Source organism: Tsukamurella sp. M9C, assembly GCF_020169415.1.
Taxonomy (GTDB): Bacteria; Actinomycetota; Actinomycetes; order Mycobacteriales; family Mycobacteriaceae; genus Tsukamurella.
In genome coordinates this window covers 13307-38590 of the sequence record NZ_JAIULG010000045.1, presented here as the reverse complement: position 1 = coordinate 38590, position 25284 = coordinate 13307, and the positions used below count along the sequence as shown (strand labels likewise).

Annotated in this window: 23 protein-coding genes; 9 read left to right on the top strand and 14 right to left on the bottom strand. The window is 71.3% G+C overall.

What is annotated here, in order from left to right:
- Positions 1 to 114: 114 nt before the first annotated feature.
- The gene (locus LB823_RS23910; protein ID WP_304941288.1) at positions 115 to 939 is read right to left on the bottom strand and encodes an SGNH/GDSL hydrolase family protein; all 825 of its coding nucleotides are present in this window, start codon (positions 937 to 939) and stop codon (positions 115 to 117) included.
- A 189-nt stretch (positions 940 to 1128) separates the two neighbouring features.
- Between LB823_RS23910 and LB823_RS18465 the strand changes: the two genes are divergently transcribed.
- Entirely contained in the window at positions 1129 to 2277 is a 1149-nt protein-coding gene (locus LB823_RS18465) for an FAD-binding oxidoreductase (RefSeq protein ID WP_224649871.1), read from the top strand.
- Between the two features lie 138 nt (positions 2278 to 2415).
- Here the strand turns inward: LB823_RS18465 and LB823_RS18460 are convergent, their stop codons facing one another.
- From LB823_RS18460 to dnaK, 4 genes are read right to left on the bottom strand one after another with little or no spacing between them, the layout of a single operon-like run.
- Positions 2416 to 2811 (bottom strand): heat shock protein transcriptional repressor HspR, encoded by a 396-nt coding sequence (locus LB823_RS18460; protein ID WP_224649868.1) that lies wholly within the window; start codon positions 2809 to 2811, stop codon positions 2416 to 2418.
- A gap of 2 nt (positions 2812 to 2813) precedes the next feature.
- The gene (gene dnaJ, locus LB823_RS18455; protein WP_224649866.1) at positions 2814 to 4055 is read right to left on the bottom strand and encodes a molecular chaperone DnaJ; all 1242 of its coding nucleotides are present in this window, start codon (positions 4053 to 4055) and stop codon (positions 2814 to 2816) included.
- 15 nt (positions 4056 to 4070) lie between these two features.
- Complete coding sequence (gene grpE, locus LB823_RS18450) at positions 4071 to 4622, bottom strand: nucleotide exchange factor GrpE (protein WP_224649864.1); 552 nt, start codon at positions 4620 to 4622, stop codon at positions 4071 to 4073.
- A complete protein-coding gene (dnaK, locus tag LB823_RS18445; RefSeq protein WP_224649862.1) occupies positions 4622 to 6466 on the bottom strand; it encodes a molecular chaperone DnaK in 1845 nt (614 codons plus the stop codon). Before dnaK ends, grpE begins: the two co-directional genes overlap by 1 nt.
- A 460-nt stretch (positions 6467 to 6926) precedes the next feature.
- On the opposite strand from dnaK, the gene LB823_RS18440 reads away from it, so the two are divergent.
- A complete protein-coding gene (locus LB823_RS18440; protein ID WP_224649860.1) occupies positions 6927 to 7241 on the top strand; it encodes a hypothetical protein in 315 nt (104 codons plus the stop codon).
- A 234-nt stretch (positions 7242 to 7475) separates the two neighbouring features.
- On the opposite strand, the gene lon is transcribed toward LB823_RS18440, so the two are convergent.
- Positions 7476 to 9815 (bottom strand): endopeptidase La, encoded by a 2340-nt coding sequence (gene lon, locus LB823_RS18435; protein ID WP_224649858.1) that lies wholly within the window; start codon positions 9813 to 9815, stop codon positions 7476 to 7478.
- Between the two features lie 147 nt (positions 9816 to 9962).
- The gene (locus LB823_RS18430) at positions 9963 to 11981 is read right to left on the bottom strand and encodes a heavy metal translocating P-type ATPase (protein WP_224649856.1); all 2019 of its coding nucleotides are present in this window, start codon (positions 11979 to 11981) and stop codon (positions 9963 to 9965) included.
- 68 nt (positions 11982 to 12049) lie between these two features.
- Between LB823_RS18430 and crtI the strand changes: the two genes are divergently transcribed.
- Positions 12050 to 13498 carry a phytoene desaturase family protein gene (gene crtI / locus LB823_RS18425; protein ID WP_224649854.1) on the top strand — a complete coding sequence of 483 codons (1449 nt, stop codon included), beginning with the start codon at positions 12050 to 12052 and terminating at the stop codon, positions 13496 to 13498.
- Between the two features lie 62 nt (positions 13499 to 13560).
- Here the strand turns inward: crtI and LB823_RS18420 are convergent, their stop codons facing one another.
- The 3 genes from LB823_RS18420 to LB823_RS18410 all read right to left on the bottom strand — a co-directional run bounded on the left by LB823_RS18420 (position 13561) and on the right by LB823_RS18410 (position 15874).
- Complete coding sequence (locus LB823_RS18420; RefSeq protein ID WP_224649852.1) at positions 13561 to 14886, bottom strand: MFS transporter; 1326 nt, start codon at positions 14884 to 14886, stop codon at positions 13561 to 13563.
- A 158-nt stretch (positions 14887 to 15044) separates the two neighbouring features.
- Positions 15045 to 15524: an SRPBCC domain-containing protein gene (locus LB823_RS18415; protein ID WP_224649850.1), complete on the bottom strand. Its 480-nt coding sequence runs from the start codon at positions 15522 to 15524 to the stop codon at positions 15045 to 15047.
- An 11-nt stretch (positions 15525 to 15535) separates the two neighbouring features.
- The gene (locus LB823_RS18410) at positions 15536 to 15874 is read right to left on the bottom strand and encodes a metalloregulator ArsR/SmtB family transcription factor (RefSeq protein ID WP_224649848.1); all 339 of its coding nucleotides are present in this window, start codon (positions 15872 to 15874) and stop codon (positions 15536 to 15538) included.
- Between the two features lie 157 nt (positions 15875 to 16031).
- Here LB823_RS18410 and LB823_RS18405 point away from each other — a divergent pair, with 157 nt between their 5' ends.
- The 4 genes from LB823_RS18405 to LB823_RS18390 are packed head-to-tail and all read left to right on the top strand — an operon-like array spanning position 16032 to position 19837.
- On the top strand, positions 16032 to 16928 hold the full coding sequence (locus LB823_RS18405) for a metal-dependent hydrolase (RefSeq protein ID WP_224649846.1): 897 nt from the start codon (positions 16032 to 16034) through the stop codon (positions 16926 to 16928).
- Entirely contained in the window at positions 16925 to 18061 is a 1137-nt protein-coding gene (locus LB823_RS18400) for a PDR/VanB family oxidoreductase (protein WP_224649844.1), read from the top strand. Before LB823_RS18405 ends, LB823_RS18400 begins: the two co-directional genes overlap by 4 nt.
- A gap of 10 nt (positions 18062 to 18071) precedes the next feature.
- Positions 18072 to 18968 (top strand): alpha/beta fold hydrolase, encoded by an 897-nt coding sequence (locus LB823_RS18395; RefSeq protein WP_224649842.1) that lies wholly within the window; start codon positions 18072 to 18074, stop codon positions 18966 to 18968.
- Complete coding sequence (locus tag LB823_RS18390; RefSeq protein WP_224649840.1) at positions 18965 to 19837, top strand: alpha/beta fold hydrolase; 873 nt, start codon at positions 18965 to 18967, stop codon at positions 19835 to 19837. Before LB823_RS18395 ends, LB823_RS18390 begins: the two co-directional genes overlap by 4 nt.
- A 524-nt stretch (positions 19838 to 20361) precedes the next feature.
- Here the strand turns inward: LB823_RS18390 and LB823_RS18385 are convergent.
- Positions 20362 to 21180, bottom strand: a complete 819-nt coding sequence (locus tag LB823_RS18385) for a squalene/phytoene synthase family protein (protein ID WP_224649838.1) — start codon at positions 21178 to 21180, stop codon at positions 20362 to 20364.
- A 59-nt stretch (positions 21181 to 21239) separates the two neighbouring features.
- Here LB823_RS18385 and LB823_RS18380 point away from each other — a divergent pair, with 59 nt between their 5' ends.
- Both LB823_RS18380 and LB823_RS18375 read left to right on the top strand, forming a co-directional pair.
- Complete coding sequence (locus LB823_RS18380) at positions 21240 to 22109, top strand: exodeoxyribonuclease III (protein WP_224649836.1); 870 nt, start codon at positions 21240 to 21242, stop codon at positions 22107 to 22109.
- A 70-nt stretch (positions 22110 to 22179) separates the two neighbouring features.
- On the top strand, positions 22180 to 23436 hold the full coding sequence (locus LB823_RS18375; RefSeq protein WP_224649834.1) for an oxygenase MpaB family protein: 1257 nt from the start codon (positions 22180 to 22182) through the stop codon (positions 23434 to 23436).
- Here LB823_RS18375 and LB823_RS18370 read toward each other — a convergent pair whose 3' ends face one another.
- From LB823_RS18370 to LB823_RS18360, 3 genes are all read right to left on the bottom strand, one after another.
- Positions 23437 to 23931, bottom strand: coding sequence for an FBP domain-containing protein (locus LB823_RS18370; protein ID WP_224649832.1), 495 nt, complete (start codon positions 23929 to 23931; stop codon positions 23437 to 23439).
- A gap of 241 nt (positions 23932 to 24172) precedes the next feature.
- Positions 24173 to 24694, bottom strand: a complete 522-nt coding sequence (locus LB823_RS18365; RefSeq protein ID WP_224649830.1) for a TetR/AcrR family transcriptional regulator — start codon at positions 24692 to 24694, stop codon at positions 24173 to 24175.
- A complete protein-coding gene (locus LB823_RS18360) occupies positions 24691 to 25197 on the bottom strand; it encodes an SRPBCC domain-containing protein (protein WP_224649828.1) in 507 nt (168 codons plus the stop codon). The genes LB823_RS18365 and LB823_RS18360 overlap by 4 nt, the downstream gene beginning before the upstream one ends.
- Between the last annotated feature and the right edge of the window lie 87 nt (positions 25198 to 25284).

The following is a 25284-nucleotide window of genomic DNA, read 5'->3' as shown; positions in this document are numbered from 1 at the left end:
ACCCGCCACCCTGGCGTATCAGGTGCGGAGGATCTCCCGCACCCGAAATACCCGCGAGTGATGCCCGCAGCGGGCAGGTCGTCCCGTCGCAGGCGCTGGGTCGCAGCTCGAGCCTCAGACCAGGCCGGCGACGCGCTCGGCGATCCGCAGGTGCGCGGCGGAACCGGGGTGGCCGTCCTCCGAGGAGGTGTAGTTCCAGCCCTCGCTGAGCGGGGAGATCACGACGACGCTCGGGTCGACGGACCGGGCCGCGCCGATGATCGCGGCGTCCGTGGTGCGCGCCGCGTCGCCGCTGTGGATCGACGGGAACACCGTGACCACGGCGATCTTCGCGCCCGGCGCCTGCTGGCGCACCGTCGAGACGACCTGCCGCACCTGGCCCGCGACGAGAGCCGGCGGCGCGCCGACGTCGTTGGTGCCCGCCTGGAGCACGACCAGCGACGGGTTCTGCGCGGGCAGGTTCGCGGCGCGGGTGAGGCGCGCGATGGAGCCGTCGGCGTAGCCGGCGCCCACGCGGGAGCTGACCTGGACCGGGCGGCCGGAGAGCGCGGCGACGCGGCGCGGGTAGGCCTGCGCGGACGAGACCTCCTTGCCCGAGGAGACCGAGGCGCCGATCACGACGACGGGGCGCCGGTCGGTGGAGCCGCCCCGGACCGCGGCGGGCTTCGCCGCAGCCGGCCTCGCGGCGGGCTTCGCCGCCACGGCCTTCCCGGAGACAGGCTTGGCCACCGGCTTCGCAGCCACGGGCCGGACAACGGCCTTGGGCACGACGACCGGCTTCACGCGCTGCACCGCCGCGGGGGCGGTGGGAGCATCGGCGACCGTCCCCGTGTCGGCGGAGGTGGACCCGGCGGCGATCGGCGCGAGGGCGATGCCCGCTCCGAAGGCGATGCCGTATCCGATGCGGCGCACGCGGCGGCTGACTCGCACAGCGATCATGGCGGTGGAACCCTCTCTTCGAGCTCGTCGATCCCCTCGGCACGGTGTGCGCGCCCGGGAGAAAGATACTCGACGGCCCGGTTCGGCGCAGCACTGGGCACGCCGTCCGCGCAGAGGCGTGACGAACGCAAAGCCGCAGGTAGGATGGGGCCGTCAACGAGCGGTTCGGAAGGCAGGAGCGGAGCGGCAGTGGGTTCGCATGCACGGCACGGTCTGGCGCAGATCGCGGCCGATCTCCGGCCGGTGGCGGACGACTTCACCAAGGGCCTCTTCGCCCGCCTCTTCGCCATGGACCCGTCGCTGCGCGACCTCTTCCCCGCCAGCATGTCGGGGCACCGCGCGACGTTCATGCGCGTGCTCGACCACGTCTTCACCTCGATCCCGAAGACCGACGGGCACGACGAGCTGATCGAGTTCCTCGCGCAGCTCGGGCGCGATCACCGCAAGTACGGGCTCACCGAGGCCCACTACGAGACGATGTCGACGGCGCTCATCACGGAGGTCCACGCCGTGTACAAGCCGCACGGCGGGCTCGACGAGGAGGACGCCGTGGTGCTCGAGCAGGGCGTCCAGCTGCTCACCGGCGTGATGCGCGGCGGCGCGCACTCCGATCCGACGCCCGCCCGCCGCACCGCCCGCGTGGCGGAGGTGCTGCGTCCGCACCCCGGCCTGTCGGTGGTGCGCCTCGTCGCCGACGAGCCGCTGCTCTTCCGGCCCGGCCAGTACGTCGAGACGCAGATCCCGCAGGTGCCGCGCGTGTGGCGCCCCCTGTCGCTGGCGATGCCGCCGAACACGCAGGGGCAGCTGGAGTTCCACGTCCGCGCGGTGCCGGGCGGCTACCTCTCCAGCACCGTCTTCGGCGAGACCCGCCCGGGCGACGTGTGGCAGTTCGGGCAGGTCCACGGGCTCCTGCGGCCCGACGGTGACCGCCCCATCACGATGATCGCCGGCGGCACCGGCCTCGCGCCGATGAAGTCGATGCTGCTCGCGATGGCCATGAACGCCGACAACCCCGACGTGCACCTCCTCGTGGGGGCGCGATCGCCGGGGCTGCTGTACGACTCGGATTCGCTGGCGCCGCTAGCGGCGACGAATCCGTGGCTCAAGGTGACGCAGGTGACGGACGCACGACGGGATCCGTGGTGGCTCAAGCATCCCGCCACCGCCTACCGCGCGCTGCCGCTGCGGCACGGCTCGCTGGTGGACGCGATGGACGGCCTGGATCTCACCGGGCACCGCGTGCTGATCGCCGGCCCGCGGGGCCTGCTGCGCGCCGCGAGCGAGAAGGCCGTGGCGCGGGGCGCCGCGGCCGAGGACGTGCTGCACGACCCGCTGTGAACCGGCGGGCGCCGTGCCCGGGACGTGCGACGGCCCCGGGGTCGTCGGACTCCCGGGGCCGTGGCACGGACATCTGATTTCAGGGCTTGCGGCGACTCCGCGACTGCCGGACTCCCGGGGCGGAAGAGAGGGCCGCCCTCAGCCGCCGCGGCGGCTGCGGGGCTGCCACACCACCATGGCGCTGGATTTCGGCACATGCACGAGTTCGCCACCGCGACGGACGTTGTCGACCTGCGCGGCGAGTTCCTCGACCCGCCGCTGCAGGGCGTCGACCTGATTCGTCAGGTCGATGATCCGCTTGATCCCGGCGAGGTTCACGCCCTCGTCCTGCGAGAGTCGCTGCACCTCGCGGAGCAGGTCGACGTCGCGCGAGGAGTAGCGCCGACCCCCGCCCGCCGACCGCTCGGGCGTCACGAGCCCGAGGCGGTCGTACGTGCGGAGGGTCTGCGCGTGCATCCCCGCGAGCTGCGCAGCCACCGAGATCATGAACACATGCGCGTCCGGGTCCTCGGGGAACTGCTGGTCGACATTCATCGCTACGCCCCCGCAGAACTTCCGGCGCCGGCCCAGCCGCCCCGCGGGTCGAAGCCCGCGGCGCGCTCGGCCTCCGCGTAGTCGCGGAGCGCCTGCTGCGCCCGCTCGTCGAGCGACGGGGGCACCGCGACCTGCACCTTGACGAGCAGGTCGCCGTGGCCGCCCGCCCGCTTCGGCACGCCGCGGCCGCGCACCCGCAGGGTGCGACCGTCGGTGGTGCCGGCCGGGATCTTCACGCCCACCGGCTGTCCCAGCGTGGGGACGGTGACGGTGGCGCCCAGCGCCAGCTCCGCGAAGCTCACGGGCAGGGTGACGAGCAGGTCGTCGCCGTTGCGGGTGAAGACCTCGTCGGCGCTGACGTGGACCGTGACGAACAGGTCGCCCGAGGGCGCCCCGCGCATCCCGGCCTGCCCCTGGCCGGCCAGGCGGATGCGCTGGCCGTCCTTGACGCCGGGCGGGATCTTCACGTTCACCGTGCGGGTGCGCACGGTGACGCCGGTGCCGCTGCAGTCCGAACAGGGGTCGTCGATCACCGAGCCGGTGCCGCGGCAGTCCGGGCACGGCTCGGAGAAGCTGAACGCCCCCTGGTTCCGACTGACGAGCCCGGAACCGTTGCAGGACTGGCACACCCGCGGGCTGGTGCCCGGCTTGGCGCCGGACCCGTGGCAGGTGGTGCACGGTGACGGCGAGGTCAGCGTGATCGGCGTGGTCACGCCCAGCGTCGCGTCCCGGAAGCCCAGCGTCAGCTCGGACTCCAGATCGCTGCCGCGGCGCGGCCGCGTGGGCTGCGGGCCCGGGCCGGAGCCCTGCCCCGCGCCACCGCGGTTGAACAGACCCTCGAAGATGTCCCCGAAGCCGCCGCCTCCACCGTTGCCGGAGGCGGCACCGTCGAAGATGTCCGAGAACGAGAACCCGCCCGAGCCGCCGCCGGTGTTGCCGAAGCCGCCGGTGCCGAAACCGCCGCCGCCGCCGTAGCCGCCCGCGCCGCCGGAGCCGAAGCGACCACCGCCGAACAGGCGCCGCGTCTCGTCGTACTCCTTGCGCTTGGCCGGGTCGGAGAGCACGGCGTGCGCCTCGGAGACCCGCTTGAACCGCTCCTCGGCCTGAGTATTGCCCGGATTCGCGTCCGGGTGCAGCTCACGGGCCAGCTTGCGGTAGGCCTTCTTGATCTCGTCGGCACTCGCACTGGAGCTGACGCCCAGCTCCTTGTAGAAGTCCTGCTCAACCCATTCCCTCTGTGCCACTGGGCATCACCTCCTTTATTGCTCGTCCTGGCTCGGGGCCTCCGCCGGACGGTCGACCACTGCGACCATCGCGTTACGGATCACCTTGCCATCGATCTGATATCCCTGGCGCAGTACCGCTCCCAGAACGGGATCGGCACCGTCGCCCTCGTGCTGCACGGCCTCGTGGATCGCGGGGTCGAACTCGTCGCCCTCCGCACCGAAGGACTCGAGACCGAGGGTCTTGAGCACGCCGTCGAGCTTGTCGGACACGGACTTCAGCGGCCCGGCCTCGAGATCGCCGTGGTTGCGCGCGCGCTCCAGGTCGTCGAGGACCACGAGCAGCTCGCCGACCACGAAGGCCTTGCCCGCGGCGCGGGCGTCCACCACATCGCGCGCGGTGCGCTTGCGGTAGTTGGCGTACTCGGCGGTCACGCGCTGCAGATCGGCGGTGAGTTCCGCCTCCTTGTCGGGCGCGGCCTCCTCCACGATCTCGGCGTCGGCCGCGGCCGCGGCGGATTCCTCCGCCGCGACCTCGGACTCCGCGGTCACCTCATCCGGTTCCACCGGATTCTCGGGACTCGTCATTACTTGGCGTCCTTCGGGTCCTCGTCGACGACCTCGGCGTCCACGACGCCGTCGTCCTGCTGGGCGCCGGCGTCGGCACCGTCGGCCTGCGCCTCAGCGGCACCGGCCTGCGCGTACAGCGCCTGGCCCAGCTCCTGCGACTCGGTCGAGAGCTTCTCGACGGCGGCCTTCACGGCGGCGATGTCGGTGCCCTGGAGCGCCTCGTTCGCCTCCTTGATGGCGGCCTCGACCTTGGTCTTGTTCTCGGCCGGGACCTTGTCCTCGTTCTCCTTGAGGAACTTCTCGGTCTGGTTGACCAGCGACTCGGCCTGGTTGCGGGTCTCCGCCTCCTCGCGACGAGCCTTGTCCTCCTGGGCGTGCGCCTCGGCGTCCTTGATCATCCGGTCGATCTCCTCCTGCGACAGACCACTGCCGTCGGAGATCTTGATGGTGTTCTCCTTGCCGGTGCCCTTGTCCTTCGCGGTCACGTGCACGATGCCGTTGGCATCGATGTCGAAGGTGACCTCGATCTGGGGCACGCCGCGCGGCGCCGGCGCGATGCCGGTGAGCTCGAAGCTGCCGAGCAGCTTGTTGTGCGCGGCGATCTCACGCTCGCCCTGGAAGACCTGGATCTGCACCGACGGCTGGTTGTCGTCGGCCGTGGTGAAGGTCTCGGACCGCTTGGTGGGGATGGTGGTGTTGCGCTCGATGAGCTTGGTCATCACGCCGCCCTTGGTCTCGATGCCGAGGGACAGCGGGGTGACGTCGAGCAGCAGCACGTCCTTGACCTCGCCGCGCAGCACGCCGGCCTGCAGGGCGGCGCCGACGGCGACGACCTCGTCCGGGTTGACGCCCTTGTTGGGCTCCTGGCCGCCGGTGAGCTCCTTGACCAGCTCGGTCACGGCGGGCATACGGGTGGAACCGCCGACGAGCACGACGTGGTCGATGTCGCCCACGGCGATGCCGGCGTCCTTGATGACCGCCTGGAAGGGCTTGCGGGTGCGCTCCAGCAGATCGTTGGTGATCTTCTGGAACTCGCTGCGCGACAGGTTCTCATCGAGGAACAGCGGGTTCTTGTCCGCGTCCACCGTGATGTACGGCAGGTTGATCGACGTGCTCTGACCCGAGCTCAGCTCGATCTTCGCCTTCTCAGCGGCCTCACGCAGACGCTGCATTGCCATCTTGTCCTTGGTCAGGTCGATGCCGTGCTGCGCCTTGAACTTCTCGACGAGCCAGTCGACGACGCGCTGATCCCAGTCGTCGCCACCGAGGTTGTTATCGCCCGAGGTCGCGCGGACCTCGACGACGCCGTCGCCGATCTCCAGCAGCGAGACGTCGAAGGTGCCGCCACCGAGGTCGAAGACCAGGATGGTCTGCTCCTTCTCGCCCTTGTCCAGGCCGTACGCGAGCGCGGCGGCGGTGGGCTCGTTGACGATGCGGAGCACGTTCAGGCCCGCGATCTGGCCGGCCTCCTTGGTGGCCTGGCGCTGCGCGTCGTTGAAGTACGCGGGCACCGTGACGACGGCGTCGGTGACGTCCTCGCCCAGGTAGGCCTCGGCGTCGCGCTTGAGCTTCATCAGCGTGCGGGCGCTGATCTCCTGGCTGGTGTAGTCCTTGTCGTCGATCTTCTGCGTCCAGTCGGTGCCGATGTGGCGCTTGACCGAGCGAATGGTGCGGTCGACGTTCGTGACGGCCTGGTTCTTGGCGGGCTGACCCACCAGGACCTCACCGTTGCGCGCGAAGGCCACCACCGAAGGGGTGGTCCGCGAGCCCTCGGCGTTCGCGATCACGACCGGGTCGCCGCCCTCGAGGACAGCGACGCACGAGTTGGTGGTGCCGAGGTCGATGCCTACTGCACGTCCCATATTGATTTGCCTCCTGAATAGTTCTGCTACAGATCCAGACTTCAGCGCCCCCGACTCAAGGGGCGAACACTTCAGTTCTACCCCATTGAGCGGATCACGCTCAAGTAGTACGTTCAGTCCAACGGACGACCGGACGGGAATGTTCCCGATTTCGCGAAAAAGTTGAGCGCAGGTCGCTCAAGGTGAGTTCTCCCAGGTCGCGCTGTCCGACGGTGCCGGTGACATCCGCTCCGTCCCCCGCGCGGCGGCCACGCCCCCCCACGCGGCGGCACCTCCCCCACGGGAAGCCGGTCGTCTGATGGGGGACGATTCGTCCCCCGCGCGGCGTGCACGTCCCCCGCGCAGCTTCGCAGGCCGTCACGCCGCATTACCGGCCGTCACGCGGACCGCGGGGAATCCCAGGGGTCGACTGGGTAGTTCCACGGATCCGCCGCCACGTCGAAGCGAGTGGACTGGACGGATGACGAACACGGTCTACACCGAACACCGCGACGCACTTCGCACCCGCGTCGCCCGAGCGGCACTCTTCGCGTGCGGCGGGGCGTACGGGTGCTTCATCCTGGTCGTCGCCGGCGCGCTGGGCAACAACCTCGACCACTTCGACTCCCTACTGGGTGCAGCGGTGATCCTCGCTCTCGCAACTCCCGTACTCGCCGCGATAGGCAGCTTCTGGGGACTCGGCCCGTGCCGTATCGCCTGCACCACCGTGCTCCTCATGACCGGCCCAGTCGTCGCGATAGTCCTCGTCACCGCCCTCGCGGCCGCGTCGACCTGAACCGCGTTTCGCGCAGCGCGGGCACACCGGAGGGAGTTCGTCCCCCGCGCCGCGCCGAATCCCCTCGGATCCGTTCGCTCCCCCACGAGAAGCCGCTCCCCTGGTGGGGGACCGGCCGTCCCCCGCGCGGCGCCGAATCCCCCACCGGACGCCGACCTCCCCTTGAACGCCGACCTCCCCTTGAACGCCGAGCGGGCGGGCCGCCGAAGCGACCCGCCCGCACCGTCGAACCTGCTAGGCGGCGACCTGCGCGCCCTCGGACACCGGCTCGAGGACCAGCGCAACGATCTCGGCGACGTCGACCATGGGCTTCACGTCCAGCGCGTCGAGGACCTCGGCCGGGACGTCGTCCAGGTCGGGCTCGTTGCGCTGCGGGACGAACACCGTCTTCAGGCCGTTGCGCTGCGCGGCCAGCAGCTTCTGCTTGACCCCGCCGATCGGCAGCACCCGGCCGTTCAGCGTGACCTCGCCGGTCATGCCGACGTCGCTGCGCACGCGCCGCCCCGTCAGCATCGAGACCAGCGCGGTGACCATCGTGACGCCCGCCGACGGCCCGTCCTTGGGGACGGCGCCGGCCGGGAAGTGGATGTGCACCGTGCCGTTCAGCGCGGCCGGATCGATGCCGAAGTCGGCGGCGTGCGCCTGCACGTACGACAGAGCGATCTGCGCCGACTCCTTCATCACGTCGCCGAGCTGACCCGTCAGCTTCAGCTCCGGGCCGGACTCGCCGGGCGTGTGCAGCGCCTCGATGAACAGGACGTCACCGCCCATGCCGGTCACGGCGAGGCCCGTCGCGACGCCCGGCACCTCGGTGCGCTCCGCGGTCTCCGGGGTGAACCGGGGCCGGCCGAGGTAGCCCTGCAGGTCCCCAACATCGACGACGGTGCGCCCGCCCTCCGAGGAGGAGGACTGCTCCACCGCGACCTTGCGCAGCGCCTTCGCGAGCAGCCGCTCGAACTGCCGCACGCCCGGCTCCCGGGTGTAGTTCGCGGCGATCTCGCGCAGCGCGTCGTCAGTGACGGTCACCTCGTCGGCGGTCAGCGCCGCCCGCTCGAGCTGCCGCGGCACCAGGTAGTCCCGGGCGATCGCGACCTTGTCGTCCTCGGTGTAGCCGTCGAGGGTGACGAGCTCCATGCGGTCGAGCAGCGCCGACGGGATGTTGTCCACCACGTTGGCCGTCGCCAGGAAGACGACGTCGGACAGGTCCAGGTCGAGGTCCAGGTAGTGGTCGCGGAAGGTGTGGTTCTGCGCGGGGTCGAGGACCTCGAGCAGGGCAGCCGCGGGGTCGCCGCGGTAGTCGGAGCCCACCTTGTCGATCTCGTCGAGCAGCACCACCGGGTTCATCGCTCCGGCCTCGCCGATCGCGCGCACGATCCGGCCGGGCAGCGCGCCGACGTAGGTGCGACGGTGCCCGCGGATCTCGGCCTCGTCGCGCACGCCGCCGAGTGCCACGCGCACGAACTTCCGACCCAGCGCCCGGGCGACGGACTCGCCGAGGGAGGTCTTGCCGACGCCGGGAGGGCCGGCGAGCACCATGACGGCGCCCGAGCCGCGGCCGCCGACCAGCGACATGCCGCGCTGCGACCGGCGCGACCGCACGGCGAGGTACTCGACGATGCGATCCTTCACGTCGTCGAGGCCGTGGTGGTCGGCGTCGAGGATCGCCCGCGCGCCGGCCAGGTCGTCCGAGTCCTCGGTCGTGACGTTCCACGGCAGGTCGAGGACGGCGTCGAGCCAGGTGCGGATCCAGCCCGCCTCGGGGCTCTGGTCGGTGCCGCGCTCCAGCTTGCCGACCTCGCGCAGCGCCGCCTCGCGGACCTTCTCCGGGAGGTCGGCGGCCTCGACGCGGGACCGGTAGTCGTCGGCACCGTCGGGCTCGTCCTCCCCGAGCTCCTTGCGGATGGCGTTGAGCTGCTGCCGGAGCAGGAACTCCTTCTGCTGCTTCTCCATCCCGTCGCGGACGTCGGAGGCGATCTTGTCACTCACCTCGGTCTCGGCGAGGTGCTCGCCGGTCCAGTCGATGAGCCGCTGCAGGCGCGCGTCGACGTCGCCGGTCTCGAGCAGCTCGCGCTTCTGCTCGTTCGTCAGCCAGGACGAGTAGCCCGACGTGTCCGCCAGCGCGGCGGGGTCGGTGAGCCGGTTGACGGCGTCGATGACCTGCCACGCCTCGCGGCGCTGCAGCATCGCGAGCACGACCTTCTTGTACTCGGCGGCCAGCTCGCGGGTGCGCTCGGTGACGGGCGCGTCGTCGACGAGCTCGACCTCGACCCACAGGGCCGCGCCGGGGCCGGTGGTGCCGGAGCCGATGTGGGCGCGCTGCTCGCCGCGGAGCACCGCGACGTACTCGGACTGTCCGGGAACGCGGCCGACCTGCACGATCGACGCGACCACGCCGTGCGTCGGGTAGCGGTCGTCCAGCCGCGGGGCGATGAGGAGCTTGCCACGCTCGCTCGCGCGGCCGGCGTCGACGGCCGCCTGCGCGGCGGCGTCGTCGAGGGGGATCGGCACGACCATGCCGGGGAGCACGACGAGGTCGGGGACGAAGAGAACGGGCAGCGAGATCTGCTCAGACATGGGACCTCCAAAGTTCAGTCTGCCCCGCTCAACGCCGACGCCCGGCCGGGTTGTTCCGGCCGGGCATCGACGTTCGCCCTCAGCGGATTTCAGGCCGCGACGGGCTCCCGCTCGGGGCGCACCTCGTGCTCCGCTGCGCTTCCCCGATCACGCGGCCACGGGCTCGCGTTCGGGGCGCGCCTCGTGCTCCACCCCCTCGTGCTCCCGACCCACCTCGAAGCGCAGCAGCCGCAGCGCGTTGGCCACGACGATGAGCGTCGAGCCCTCGTGGATGAAGACCACCGGCCCCATCGGCATACCGAGGAAGGTGACGATCACCAGGAAGACCACGATGCCGAGCGCGGCGATGAGGTTCTGCCGGATGATGCGGCTGGTCTGCCGGCTCAGCCGCACCGCGAAGGGCAGGCGGCCCAGGTCGTCGCTCATCAGCGCGACGTCGGCAGTCTCCAGCGCGACCGCCGAGCCGGCGGCGCCCATCGCGATGCCCACGTCGGCCTGCGCCATCGCGGGGGCGTCGTTGACGCCGTCGCCGACCATGGCGCACCGTCGGGCGTCCGGCCCGGCGCCGGACAGGCCCCGGACGTGGGTCACCTTGTCCTCGGGCAGCAGCCCGCCGAGCGCGCGGTCGACGCCCACATCGCGACCCACGGCCTCGGCCACCTGCTGGTGGTCGCCGGAGATCATCACGATGTCGGTCATGCCGGACTCGCGCAGCCGGTCGAGCACCTGCCCGGCCTCCCGACGGGGCGTGTCCATCACGCCGATCACGCCGAGGAAGCGGCCGCCGCGGCGCACGATCATCAGGGTGCGGCCGCCGGCCTGGAGCCGCTCGACGTCGGCGGCGACGGCACCGTCGATCTCGATGGCGGCGTCGGTGAAGAGGCGCTCGTTGCCGATCTCGACCCGCTCCCCGTCGACGAGGGCGCGGACGCCGCGTCCGGTGACGGACTGCAAGTCGGAGGCGGTGAGCACCGTCGACGTGCGGGCGGCGACGGCCTCGGCGACCGCGGCCGCGAGCGGGTGGTCCGAGAGCTTCTCGACGGCGAGGGTGGTCGCGAGCAGCTCGTCGAGCTCGACGCCGGGCGCGGCGACGGTATCGGTGACCCGCGGCTCGCCCCAGGTGAGCGTGCCGGTCTTGTCGAACGCGATCGACGTGACCCGGCCCAGCGTCTCGAGCGGGGCGCCGCCCTTGACGAGCACGCCGGCGCGGGCCGCGCGGGCGACGCCGGCGAGCACGGCCGACGGGGTGGCCAGCGCCAGCGCGCAGGGGCTCGCGGCGACGAGGACGGCCATCGCGAGGTAGAAGGCGTCGTCGAAGGGGTTGCCCAGCGCGAAGTAGCCGACGAGGAAGACGCCGATGACGAAGGCGATCACCGCCGGCACGTAGATGCGCTGGAACTTGTCGAGGAAGCGCTGCGTGGGCGACTTGGCCTGGTCGGTGGACGCGACGAGCTCGACCACCTTGCTCAGCGTGGAGTCCTTTGCCAGCGCCGTGACCTGCACGACGAGCGCGCCGGAGCCGTTGACGGTGCCCGCGAAGACCTTGTTCTCGTCGGCGACGCGGCCGGTGCGGGCGGGATCGAGCGGCTCCTTCTCGACGGGCATCGACTCGCCCGTGACCGCGCTCTGGTCGATCGCGGACCGGCCGTCGACGACCACGCCGTCGGAGCTGACGCGGGCATTGGGGCGGATCAGCACGAGGTCGCCGACGGCGACGTCCTCCACCTGCCGGTCGACGAACTCGCCCGCCGTGGTCGACGGTCCGCCGACGTGCACCAGCGCGGTGCGGGGCGCGAGGCCGGCCAGTGCCTCGATCGACTTCGACGCGCGGGCCAGCGCGAACTCCTCCAGCGCGTGGCCGAGGCTGAACAGGAACAGCAGCACCGCGCCCTCGGCGAACCGGCCGATGGAGGCGGCGCCGATCGCCGCGACCAGCATGAGGAAGTCGACCTCGAACTTGCCGTTCAGCGTGGACTTGATCGCGGAGCGGATGGTGAAGAAGCCGCCGAAGAAGTAGGTGGCGAGGAAGAGGGCGGTGCCGACGTCGGGCAGCTTCAGGGCGTACTCGGCGATCATGCCCGCGGTGTAGGTGACGCCCGAGGCGATGGCGAAGCCGATCTCCCACCGCGCCGAGTGGCCGGATTCGTGGTCGTGTTCTGCGCTCATGTCCTGAGCGTATGCCACATATGCATACATTGCAATATGTTGCTGCGGGACCTTTCTAGACTCGTCCCGTGCACATCGGAATCATCGGGGCGGGACTGTCCGGACTGTCGGCGGCGCTGCACCTGCTCGGGGCGGGCCACGAGGTCACCGTGATCGAGCGGTCGCGACACGTGGGCGGGCGCGCGGGCACGGTGCGGATCGGCGGCCACGTCGTCGATCCGGGCGCGAGCGTGCTGACCATGCCGGAGCTGGTCTTCGACGCCCTCGCGGCGGGCGGCCTGGACCGGTTCGCCGCCGAGGACGAGCTGGACCTCCTTCCCGTCACGCCCGCGTACGCGGGCCGCTTCCCCGCGCTGGACGGCCTGCCGCCGAGCGTGCTGCACGTGCCCGAGGACCTCGCCGTCCCCGAGCACATGCGCTGGCAGCAGGGCATGTTCGATGCCGCTTACGAGCGGTTCATCGCCGGGGACGCCGCATGGGGCTCGTACGCGAACCCGCGCGACCTGGCCCGGCTCGGCGGGCTGGTGCGACGCGGCGCGCTGCGCTCGATGCAGCACCAGGTGGACCGCCGCGTCGACGACCCGCGCGCCCGCCGCATGCTCACCTTCCAGGCGCTGTACGCGGGGGTCGCGCCGTCGGCGGCGCGGGCTGTGTACGCCGTGATCTCGCACATGGACGTCGGCCTGGGCGTCTGGTACCCGCGGGCGGGTATGGGTTGGGTGGCGTCCGTCATGGCCCGGCAGATCCAACGGGCCGGAGGGCGGCTCCTCTTCGACCACGAGGTGATCGGCCTCGATGGCCGACGGGGCCGTGTGACGGGGCTGCGGGCCCGGACGATCACCCGCGTGCACCAGTTGCCGTTCGACGGGGTGGTGCTCACCGCCGACTCGCCCGTCACCGACCGGCTCATCGCGCCGCTCGGCGGGCGGGCGCCGCGGAGGGTGCGGTTGTCGCCGTCGGCGGTGGTCGCGCACCTCGACGTGGACCCGGACCTGCAGGACCACTGGCCCACGCAGGCCCACCACACGCTGGACTTCGGCGCCGCGTGGGAGCGGACGTTCGCGGAGATCACCGCGACGCGGGGCCGCGGGCGGCTGATGAGCGACCCGTCGTTCCTCATCACCCGGCCGTCGGTCACGACGGGCGAGCCCGGGCCGGTGAGCGTGCTGGCCCCCTGCCCGAACCTGGAATCGGCGCCGCTGGACTGGGACACGATGGGCACCGACTACGCGCGCGACGCGCTGCGCACCCTGGAGGGCCGCGGTTACCGCGGGATCTCCGACGCGGAGGTGCTCCACGTGGACACCCCGGCGGACTGGGCTCGACAGGGCATGTCGGCGGGCACCCCGTTCGCCGCGGCCCACACCCTCACCCAGACGGGGCCGCTCCGGCGCCCGCAGCGGGTGCCCGGCATCGCCAACGCGGTGCTCGCGGGGTCGATGACGCACCCCGGCGTCGGCGTGCCGCCCGCCCTGATCTCCGGCCGACTGGCGGCGGAGGCGATCAGTTCCTCGTGAAACCGGCCGATTCCTCGGTCACGAGGGAAGATTCGGCCTCGTGCCGCGGTATTCGGCCGGTTTCACGAGCGCACCGCGGCGGAGGCGGCGAGGGCGGCCAGGCAGACGACCGCCGCGAACACCATCGCTCCGGGCAGCGCGCCGTGGGCGAGCACCGCGGCGACCGCGGCCGCACCGAACGCCGAGCCCAACTGCCGCGTCGTGTTGAAGACGCCGGCGCCCGCGCCCACCAGGTCGCGCGGCAGCTCGGAGGTCGCGAGCAGCGACATCGGGCCCCACATCATCGCGCTGCCCACGCCGACCACCGCGGCCGGCACCGTCAGCCACCCGGCCGGCAGCGCCGCGGCGAGGACGGCCACGAACAGCGCCAGGCCGAGGGCGCACACCGCGAGACCGGCCGACAGGACTCCGCGCGGGTCGCGCCGGCGCAGCGACCGCCCGACCCGCGGCGCGAGCAGGGCCGAGACCAGGGCCGTCGGCGCCAGCAGCAGCGCGGCGCCGCCCGGCGAGACGCCGTGCCGGGCCTGCGCGTAGAGCGTCGCCGGGAAGACGTAGGCGGTCGCCCACGCACCGGCGAGCAGGTTGACGCCCGACGACGCGGCGAAGCTGCGAATGCGGAAGAGCCGCAGCGGGACGAGCGCGTCCTCGCTCCGTCGGCGCTGGCGGGAGAGGAAGGCGAGAGTCGCTGCGGCGCCCGCTGCGAGCGCGATCCACGGCATCGCGCCGGGTCGCCCGAGCTCCTGCAGACCGAGGATCAGCCCGAACACGGCGGCTGCGGACAGGACGGCCCCAGGAATATCGAGCCGGCGGGCGTCCGCCGTCGACCGCGGGACGAACCGCAGGGTAAGGACGATCCCCGCGACGCCCACGGGGACGTTGAGCCAGAACACCCAGCGCCAGCTCGCGACGTCGGCGAGGAGGCCACCGAGGAGCGGGCCCGCCAGCGTCGCGACGCCGGTGACGGAGCCCCAGACGCCGAGGGCCGCACCGCGGGTCTCGATCGGGAAGACGAGGGTGATGATCGCCATGACCTGCGGCGTCATCAGCGCCGCGCCGATCCCCTGCACGACGCGCATCGCCACCAGCACGCCGAGGGTCGGCGCGAAGCCGCAGGCGAGCGACGCGAGGAGGAAGACGGCGAGGCCGAGTAGGTACATGCGGCGGTGCCCGAACCGGTCACCGAGGCGGCCGCACAGCAGCATCGGGACGGCGAAGGCGAGCAGGTACGCGGACGAGACCCACAGCACCGAGCGGACGTCGGTGTGCAGGCCGTCCATGAGGCGGACGGTGACGACGGATAGCGCCGTCGCGTCCACCAGGATCATGGCGTAGCCGAGGGCGAGAGCGCCGAGCGCGGCCCACCGGTCGGCGGAGACGGACGTGGACATGGGCGTGGAGGTACGCAAAAGGAGAGACTCCTGACACGGGAGGCACGGATGGGGGCATCCGTCGACGCCGCGCAGGGCGTCGACACGTGTCAGGAGTTCATGCGCGGCAGCCTATCCCGGGACGACGGGGCGCCGTCAACGGGATTTCCGGCACACGCTCAGAGCAGGGCGTCGATCTGGTTCATCGCCTGGGTCATGCCCTCCTCCATGCCCATCTCGAGGACCTGCTCGAGCTGCTCGAGCGAACGGTGCGTCGCGGTGAGGGTCATGCGCGTCACGTCGCCGGTGGGCGTGATGACGACGGTGGTCGTGGAGTGATCCTCGGGGTCGAGGGGCTCGCCGTCCTCGCCGGCGAAGCCGTCGCGGAAGGTGAAGGTCGACGGGGCGTCGGTGGACACCGTCGAGAACCAGCCGCCGGCCTTCGTGCCGTCCGGGCCGGTCATGTAGTAGCGGGACTCACCGCCGGGCCGCAGCTCGTGGCGGACGAAGGTGGCGGGCCATCCGGGCGGGCCCCACCACTTCTCCAGCAGCCGGGGGTCCTCCCAGAGCTGCCAGACGCGCTCCGGGGAGGCTGCGAACTCCGCCTCGAGGGTGAAGGTGAGCGCCTCGCGATCGGCGCCGGTGGTGAGCACGGGCATGACGGAACTCCTCAATCGTTCGGGAGGTCGAGCAGCGCGTCCATGCGCGCGACTCTTCCCCGCCACAGGTCCTCGTATCCGCGCAGCAGGCGGGCGCCGCGCGCGATGGTGTCGACGTCCGGGCCGACCAGGGCCTCGCGCCCCCGCCGGGTCTTGACGACCAGGCCGGCCTTCTCCAGCACCGCCACGTGTTTCTGCACCGCCGCGAAGCTCATCTCGTAGCCGCGGGCGAGCTCCGAGACGGAGCACTCCCGCTCGATCACCCGGACGACGATGTCGCGCCGGGTGCGATCCGCGAGGGCGTGGAAAAGGCGGTCCGCCTCGTCCGGTGCCAGTTCATCTACAACCATCAAGTTGTACGTTACCGCCGTCACATCCGGCCTGCAAGAGCTTCGGCCCGGCCACCCGAAAGTGATAGGTTCCGTGCCGAGTGCTCTCACAGCCGGTAGCGCTCACTGGACATCAGGGTGTTGAATGTCAAGACACCCACGTGGAAGGAGTCGGACGATGAGTTCGCGCACATCGGCCCAGCAGCACGAGCCCGCGGAGGTCGAGATCCACGCCCGGAACGTGGAGTTCGACTGGGAGAACGTGCCGCTGGAGTGGATCCCCGGCGAGCCCGTGGCCAGCGACATCATCAGCAGCATCCTGCACTCCGTGCTCCCCGAGGGCGAGCGCTGGTTCTGCGAGGTCTACACCGAGGCGCTGCCCTTCGTGAAGGACGAGAACCTCGCCCGCACGATGCGCGGCTTCATCGGCCAGGAGGCCATGCACGCCGAGTCGCACGACCGCGCCCTCTCCGAGTACCTGCAGCGCTGCGGCATCGACACCCAGCCCGTGGCCCGGCAGTTCGAGTACATCTTCCGCAAGATCCTCGCGCCGCGGACCTACCACTCGGACCGCGCCCAGTACAACGACATGGTGCAGCGGCTCTGGCTGATCGCGGCGGTGGAGCACTACACCGCGATCCTGGGCGTGTTCGCGCTGAACAACGCCTGGGACGACTTCGACGTGGACCCGACGATGGCCGACATCTGTCGCTGGCACGGCGCCGAGGAGGTCGAGCACCGGTCCGTCGCGCACGACGTGGCGAACTACTTCGACCCGAGCTACTTCCACCGTTGCCGCGCGATGATCGTCGGCATCGTCTTCCTCATCCTCGCGCTGCACCGCACGTCGGGCTACATGCTGCGCAAGGACCCGAACTTCAGCTACTCCTACCCGCGGCTGTGGTGGGAGTACCTCAAGGGCTCCCGCAAGAACATCCTGCCGAAGCTGCGGGACGTCGTGAAGTTCACGCTCATCTACTTCAAGCCGAGCTTCGATCCCGCGTCGATCGGGTCGACCGCGCAGGCCGTCGCGTACCTCGCGAAGTCGCCGGCCGCCCGGGCGGCGAACGGATGACGGGCGAGCGCAAGGCACCGTCGGTCTTCCGCCCCTGGGGCGAGCCCGTCACGGAGATCCCTCCGCACCTGTACGGCCGCTGGAAGCGGGATCCGCTGCTGCGCTTCGCCAACGCCTTCTTCGGCGTGACAATCCCGGCGTTCGCGCACCTGATGAAGCCGCGGCACCTGGCCGAGCCCAGCACCAGCCGCGACCTGCGGGTGGTCTCGCGCGAGATCGTCGCGCACGACAAGGACGTCGTCGCCCTGACCTTCGTCTCGGCCGACGATTCCCCGCTCCCCCGCTGGACGCCCGGCGCGCACCTCGACCTGCTGCTGCCCTCGGGCCGCATGCGCGAGTACTCGCTGTGCGGCGACCCCGCGGACTCCGACACCTACCGGATCGCGGTGCGCCGCATACCGAACGGCGGCGGTGGTTCCGTCGAGGTGCACGAGACCCTGCACGTCGGTGCGACGGTGACCGTCAAGGGGCCCCGCAACGGCATGCCGATGGCGGTGCCGGGCCACGGCTCCTCCGCGGAGCACCTGCGGTTCGTCGCCGGCGGCATCGGCATCACGCCGATCCTGCCGATGATGATCGCCGCCGAGCGCCTGGGACTGAGCTGGTCGATGCTCTACTCCGGTCGCTCCACCGACACCATCCCGTTCATCGCCGAGGTGGAGCGGTTCGGCGACAAGGTGGAGATCCGGACCGACGACGAGCACGGCATCCCCACCGCCGAGACCCTCATCGGCGAGACCCCGGGCCCGACGGCGCTGTACGCCTGCGGCCCGATCCCGATGCTCGAGTCCCTGCGCGTGGGCCTGATCGGCCGCACGGACGTCGAGCTGCATTACGAGCGCTTCTCGGCGCCGCCGGTGGTGGACGGCAAGCCCTTCACCGCCACCCTCGCCCAGTCCGGACAGACCCTGGACGTGGCCGCGGACGAGACCCTGCTGGCCGCGATCCTCAAGGCCAAGCCCGACGCCCCGTACTCCTGTAAGCAGGGCTTCTGCGGCACCTGCCGGATGACGGTGACCGAGGGCACCGTCGACCACCGGGACAAGACCCTGACGCCCTTCGAGCGGGAGCAGGGCCAGATGCTGACCTGCGTCTCGCGCGCTGCCGGCGACCACCTGACCATCGATCTGTAAGGCGCACACCATGACCGATCAGCACCGCTTCGACGTGACCACGTCCGACGGCCTCACCCTGGCGGGCTTCCGCTACGGCACCCACGACGCCGCGCGCCCGACGGTGCTCGCGATCCACGGCTACCCCGACAACCACCACGTGTGGGACGGCGTCGCGGCGGCCCTCGACGGTCGCGCGAACGTCTACACCTACGACGTGCGCGGCGCGGGCGACTCCGAGGCGCCGGCCGGCAAGGCCGGGTACCGGTTCGACCGCCTCATCTCCGACATCTCGCGGGTGATCGACGCGGTGCGCGAGGTCAGCGGCGACCGCTCGAAGGTGCACCTCCTCGGCCACGACTGGGGCTCGATCCAGGGCTGGCACGCCGTGGTCGACCCCGCGGTCGCGGACAAGACCGCCTCGTACACCTCGGTGTCGGGGCCGAACCTGAACCACGCGGGCGAGTACCTGCAGGGCGTGCGCAGCGCGAAGGAGCTGCCGGCGCGGCTGCGCCAGGCGGCGGGCTCGACGTACATCCCGTTCTTCCTCGTTCCGGGACTGGCGGATTCGCTGTACAAGCGCGGCTGGGGCCAGAAGCTGATCGAGACGCTGGAGAAGCGCGGCACGGGCGGGAAGGTCGCCGAGGGCTACACGCGCACCGACCGCGACTTCACCAACGGACTGAACCTGTACCGCGCCAACATGCCCGCGCCGTTCCTCAAGCCGGCGGACGCCACGACGTCGGTGCCCGTGCAGGTGGTCACGCCCGAGGGCGACCTGTTCGTCACGCCGCCGCTGCAGCTGGCAGGCCTGGAGAAGTCGCCGAAGTCGCGGCACGTCTCGGTGCCCGGCGGGCACTGGGTGGTCGCGCAGAACCCCGGCCCGCTGGCCGATGCGACCTTCGAGTGGGTCGAGGCGAACCGGTGATCCGCAGCATCCCCGTCCGCGGCCGCTGGGTGCGGGTCCGCGAGTCGGGCGACGCATCGCTGCCCACTCTGGTTCTGCTGCACGGCATCACGCGCAGCCTGGAGGACTGGGGCCCGACCTTCGAGGCGCTCGAGGGAGAGTACCGGCTCATCGCGCCCGACCTCGCCGGGTACGGCTGGTCCGCTCCTCATCCCGACGGTGCCGGCCTCGCCGCGCTCGCCGACGGGGTCGCGGAGACCCTGGCTGCGCTGAACGTCTCGGGACCGGTGCACGTCGCGGGCAATTCGCTGGGCGGCGCGGTGACGATGACGCTGCTCGCCCGGCACCCGGAGCTGGTCGCGTCGATGACACTCGTGGATCCCGCCGGCTTCGGCAAGGAGGTGACGCCGCTGCTGCGCCTGCTCGGGGTTCCCGTGCTGGGCAAGCTGATCGCGACCACGCCGAGCCGCCCCGGTGCGATCATCCAGGAGCGGTTGATCTTCGCCGACAAGTCCTACGCCACCCGCGCGCGTATCGACCACGCGATGGCCATCGCCCGGGAGACCGACGCCGGCCTCACCGCGTGGAAGACCGCGGACGAGCTCGGCTCAGTGCTCGGCGGCGTGCGCCAGGACTGGCGCGACGAGCTGCACCGGACCATCGCTCGGACCCCGCGACCCACGATGGTGCTGTGGGGCGCGCGCGACAAGGTGCTTCCGCCCGCGCATCTCGAGGCCGCGCGGAGGCTCATCCCGCACGCCGAGGCGCATCTGATTCCCGGGGTCGGCCACATGCCGCAGCTCGAGTGCACGCGCGAGTTCGCCGCGCTGATCACGTCGTTCCTGCAGCGGAATCCGGTGGCGGAGCTGCCACAGGCCGCGTCGCAGTAGATCATCGGCGCCACCGCCGGGGTGGTAGTCGTTCACGGAGGGTATGCGTCCAACGCATACCCTCCGTTCTCGTAGTGCCTCAGCAGTATTGGTGCGTGCGCCCGCGGAGCGGGCACGGCACTCACACCGGACCGCGGTCCTCAGCCCGCTTCCGCTTGCTCATACCGTTGCAACGCTATGAAGAAGCGGAAACGTCAGCGGGAAGCCGGATCGCGACGACTCAGCGCGCGGGCGCGGCCCCGAGCGCGGCGGCCGCCGCAGTGAACTCGCGCCACTCCTCACGCAGGCGGCCGAATCGGTGCGGCCGGCGCCTGGAGCTGATAGCCCCTTCCGCGCGGGGCCTCCATGCCAGCACCTACCTAGGTCGAATTTGTGTCTAGGCATAACAGTCGGCGCCACTGCGAACAACACCGTCGGCGGGGAGGCAATGCGGATACTGCATAGCCACGCGGCCGGAGACACGTCTTGAGCAGGCGTTTCGCGGGTATGCGGCAGGCGCATAGCCATTCAGAACGACTACCGCATCAACGCGAGGAGGAGAGCGAGCGGGCGATCACCGCCGCCTTCCGCGCGGCGGGGACGCGGACGCGGCCGGATCGCGCACCGTCGAGCCCGGCGACCCGGAGACGGACCAGAAGCTCGCCGTAGAGGTCCGCGGCCACGCGGACGCCGCGCTGCACGTCCCGCGGGAGCCGCGCGATGCCGGCACGCCCGGCGGCGAGGTCGGCGACGGCGTCGTCGAGGGCCTCGTCGTAGGCGCGCTGCGTGAGCTCGGGCAGGTAGGCCCGGCCGAGGCGGAGCTCGTCGTCGGTGAGGTCGCGGAGGAAGTTGACCTTCTGGAACGCCGCGCCGAGGCGCGCGGCGTCGGGCGCCAGCCTGTCGTAGTCCGACGGTGCGACCCCCACCAAATAGGCCCGCAGGCACATGAGCCCGACGACCTCGGCGGAGCCGTGGATGTACTCGGCGAGCGAGGCGGCGGTGTGCGGGGCGGGGGTGAGGTCGGCGCGCATGGAGGCGAAGAAGGGCCTGGTCAACTCCGTCCCGAAGCCCGTCGCGCGGGCGGTACCCGCGAAGGCGTGCACCACGAGGTTCGCGCTGAACCCCTCTGCGATCGCGCGCTCCACGGCCTCCTCGAGCGCGTCGAGATGAGCCCGTGGATCTGTGGGGCAGGCACCGTCGACGATCTCGTCCGCGACCCGCACCAGCCCGTAGATCGACGTGATGTGGTCGCGGACGCGATGCGGCATCAGGCGGGCGGCCAACGAGAACGAGGTGGAGTAGTCGCGGATCACGACCGCGGAGGCCGCGACAGCGGCGCGACCGTATCGTTCGGCGGAATCCATGCCTCCAGTCTCCCGACCGCCCCGCCGGGGCTGTCAGGGCACCCCGCTACGGTGGGGGCATGCGCGTCGCCACGTGGAATGTGAACTCGGTCAAGCAGCGGCACGGCAGGCTGCTGGAGTGGCTGGACTCGCGTCGGCCGGACGTCGTCTGCCTACAGGAACTCAAGATGACCGACGACGCCTTCGCCACCCTCATCGGCCCCGATCTCGAGGAACGCGGCTACGAGTTCGCCACCGCGGGGCAGCCGCAGTGGAACGGCTCGGCACTGCTGTCCAAGGTGGGCCTGGAGGACGTGATCGTCGGAATCCCCGATGGGCCCGCGTTCGACGGGATCGTCGAGGGGCGTGCGATCTCGGGCGTCTGCGACGGGATCCGGGTGCACTCGCTGTACACACCGAACGGCCGCGAGATCGATTCCGACCACTACGCGTACAAGCTCGAGTGGCTCGCCGCCCTCGTCGCGCAGGTGAAGGCCGATACCGTCCCCCAGCTGGTCTGCGGCGACATGAACATCGCGCCCACCGATGCCGACGTCTTCGATCCGGCCGCCTTCGCCGGCCACACCCACGTGACGGCGCCCGAACGCGCCGCCCTGGCGGCACTCGCGGACGCCGGCCTGCGCGACGTGGTGCGCGATCACTGGCCGGACGAGCAGGTGTTCTCGTACTGGGACTACCGCGCCGGCATGTTCAACAAGAACCTCGGCATGCGCATTGACCTCATCCTTGCCAGCGGCGAGGTCGCCGACCGCACCGCCGCGGCCTGGATCGACCGGCAGGCGCGCAAGGGCAAGGGCCCGTCGGACCACGCGCCCGTCATGCTCGACCTCGACGCGGCACCGGACGGCGACGTGGGCCCGATGGTGCCGCCACCGTCGGCCGGGCGGGTCTCGCCCAAGGGCGCGAAGCTGCCCCAGGCCAAGGACTGACAGCTTCATGTTGCAATAGCAATACTTCACTCGCTACCCTTCGCCGAGATCACAGGCGAGAGGGAGTGGCGTGGACAGGACCGCGGTACAGGACGGCATCACCAGGCGGGACGCGCTCCGCGCCGCCGGCGTGGGCGCGGCGGGCGCCGGAGTGGCCGCACTCGCAGGGACGCTGGGCACGGGGCTCGCCTCGGCCGATCCCGGCGTGCGCACAGCGGCCACCCCCGACTCCGCCACGACGTGGGACCCGGAGTGCGACGCGCTCATGAAGTCGGTGCTCGAACGCGGCGACGTCGAGCGGACCAACCGCGCCCTCGCCCAGTGGGAGACGAACTCCCAGCCGCTGCCGGCCGGCCTACCGTCGGACGTGCGGGACTTCATCGAGGAGGCCCGGAAGCTCCCCGAGTGGCTCGACCCGCGCCTGATGAAGGGCGCCGACAAGTTCTACACCACCCGCAGTTTCTACCTCTCCACGATCATCGGGCTCTGCGGCGGCATCATGATGTCCGTCATCCCCCGCGAGTCGCGGGCCGTGTACTGGTCCGCGGGCGGCGCCGACATGAAGGACCGCATCGCCAAGACCTACCGCCTGGTGTACGACCAGATCGCCGTCGGCGCGTACGGCCCCAGCGGCCGCGCCGCCACCACCGCGGTGAAGGTCCGCCTCACGCACGGCGCCGTCCGGCACCTCCTCCCGCAGTCGCCGCACTGGAAGAAGGTCGCCGACCAGCCCAAGCCCATCTCCCAGGCCGACATGATGGTCACCTGGCACACGCTCGCCACCATGGGCATGCGCATCATGCGGAACTGGGGCGTCCACCTGCCGCAGGACGAGGTCGACGGGCTGCTGCACTCGTGGCAGGTCAACGGGCATATGCTGGGCATTCGCGACGAGTACATCCCGTCGAGCTGGGACCAGGCCGAGCGACAAGCGCAGAAGGACCTCGACACGATCATGGGTCCGACCCCCGAGGGGGTCAAGATAGCGAACATGCTCGTGGACCTGGGGCGTGACCTCGACGCGCGGATCGTCTCGCGCCCCGCCATCGAGGCCTTCACCCGCTACTCCCTCGGCGACAAGCTGACCGACTGGATGCAGCTGCCCCCGCAGCCGCTGTACCAGGGCCTGCTCACGGTGGCGTGGCCCACCTACGTCGCGATCCGGGAGGGCGGACTCACGCAGGCCGCCCTCCCGCCCGAGCTTTATCACCAGATGGACCAGATCGCGAACACGTTCGAGCTGGTCTACCTGGGCGGCTTCCGGCCGATCAACATCGCGATCCCCACCGGGAACAACCCGAACTACAGCAAGCCGAAGTACCGGTGATCAGTCCTCGGTACTGAGCACTTCGGCGACGAAGCCGGTCACCCGGCGCCGCAGGTCGGCGAGGTTCTGCTCGCGGATCTGCTCGACGTCGGTGCCCTTGTGGAAGGCGGGCGGCAGCTTGCGCGCGTTGGCGGCACAACGGAAGTCCTCGCACACGAGGACGCCGAGGGTGTCGCCCTTGCGGCCGGCCGATCCGCCCCGTCGCACCGAGTACAGGACCGCCTGGCTCGAAATGTTGACGTCGCGGCACCAGGTGCACATGGCCTTCGCCGAGGGCTTGGCGTCGGCCTGGGTGAGCAGGAGGGTGACCAGCCCGTCGTCGGTGGGCACGCTGACGTAGGCGCGACGCGGGATCTTCTTGTCGCGCCAGCCGACGAATTCGAGGGCGGCGAAGTCGAATTCGTCGAAGTTCGACGGGAACGCGACCCGCTTGACCTCGCTCTTGGTGGCGCCGCGGAAGGCGTCGACGACCTGCTGCTGGGATACGGGATCCATGAGTGAACCGTTCTGTTGCTCCCGGGCGCGAATGCCGGGGAGTGGGAGTGTGTGGGCAGGGCTTCGCAGCCGGTCCTGTGGATCGGCTGCGGGGCGGGATCATCTGCCGTGGCGCAGGGCGCCGGACACTCCTCCTCGGTTCATGGACCTCACCCTACGCGCGGCCGCGGTGAAACTTCGACGTCTTTTCGCGCCCAGGGCCCGTCTTCGCACGCGAAACCGCCTCGGTGACGTCGATGTTTCACGCGAAGCGGCGGGCCAGCTCGTCCCAGGTCTCGTCGGGCGCGGAGCCGGTGGGGAACCGCCCGTCGATCTCCAGGATCGCGAGGCCGTGCGCGGCCGCCCAGAGCGCCTGCGCGGCGTGCGGATCGCCGGTGACCTCGTAGAACGGGCTGCCCGACCATTCCTCGAGACCGTCCGGCAGTGCCTCCCGGTCGAGCGGCCCGACGGTGGCGAGGCGGTACAGGTTCGGGTTGTTCCGGGCCACTGCTCGGTAGTCCCGCAGCAGCGTCGCCACGTCGGTGACGGGCCGCAGCGCCGCGCCGGACTCGGCGAGCGCCACCCCGACCAGCGCGGACTTCACCGCGTCCTTGCTCGCGAAGTGCTTGTACAGCGACGGTGCGCGGATGCCGACCTCGTCGGCGAGGTCGCGCATCGTGACGCGTTCCCACCCGTCGCGCTCGAGGAGCGCGCGGGCGGTCTCCACGATCTGGCGCGCACGCGGGGACGCCGTGCGCAGGGGCGCCAGCTCGTCGGGAATCACCGGGCGATCGTAGCCAGGACGCGGTCGCGCAGCGCGGCGTTCATCGCGTCGAAGCCGCCCGCCACGTCGATCGACGAGCCGGCCACCGGCACGAGGACTCCCCGGAACCGCTCCCCCTGCGTGAACCGCATCCCCTGCGCCGTGGCCTCCAAGCGGAACGAGTGCTCACCGTCGAGGACGCCGGGGAGCAGCACGCGGCCCCGCCACCGCAGCTCGCGGTCCGGCTCCACGGCCAGCACCGCGGGCCGGAAGCCCGTCTCGGAGCCGCCGTTGCTGATCCGCACGTCGAGGTCGCGCCCCACTTCCAGGCCGTCGGGCGCGGCGGCGCGGATCACGAACGGGTTCCACTGCGGGTAGGCCGCGAAGTCGACGAGGACGCGCCACACCTCGGCCGGCGGCGCGGCGATCTCGATGGACCGCTCGACCGTCCGCTCCCGGTGGAGCACCACCGCCGCGCCCGCCACCAGTGCGATCGCCGCCGCGATCGACAGGATCCACTTCATGATTCCTCCTAGGCTAACAGCGTTAGCCCGACCCTAAGCGAACGACGTTAGCCGCGCAACACGGGTAATTGACCGGCGAGTCAATCC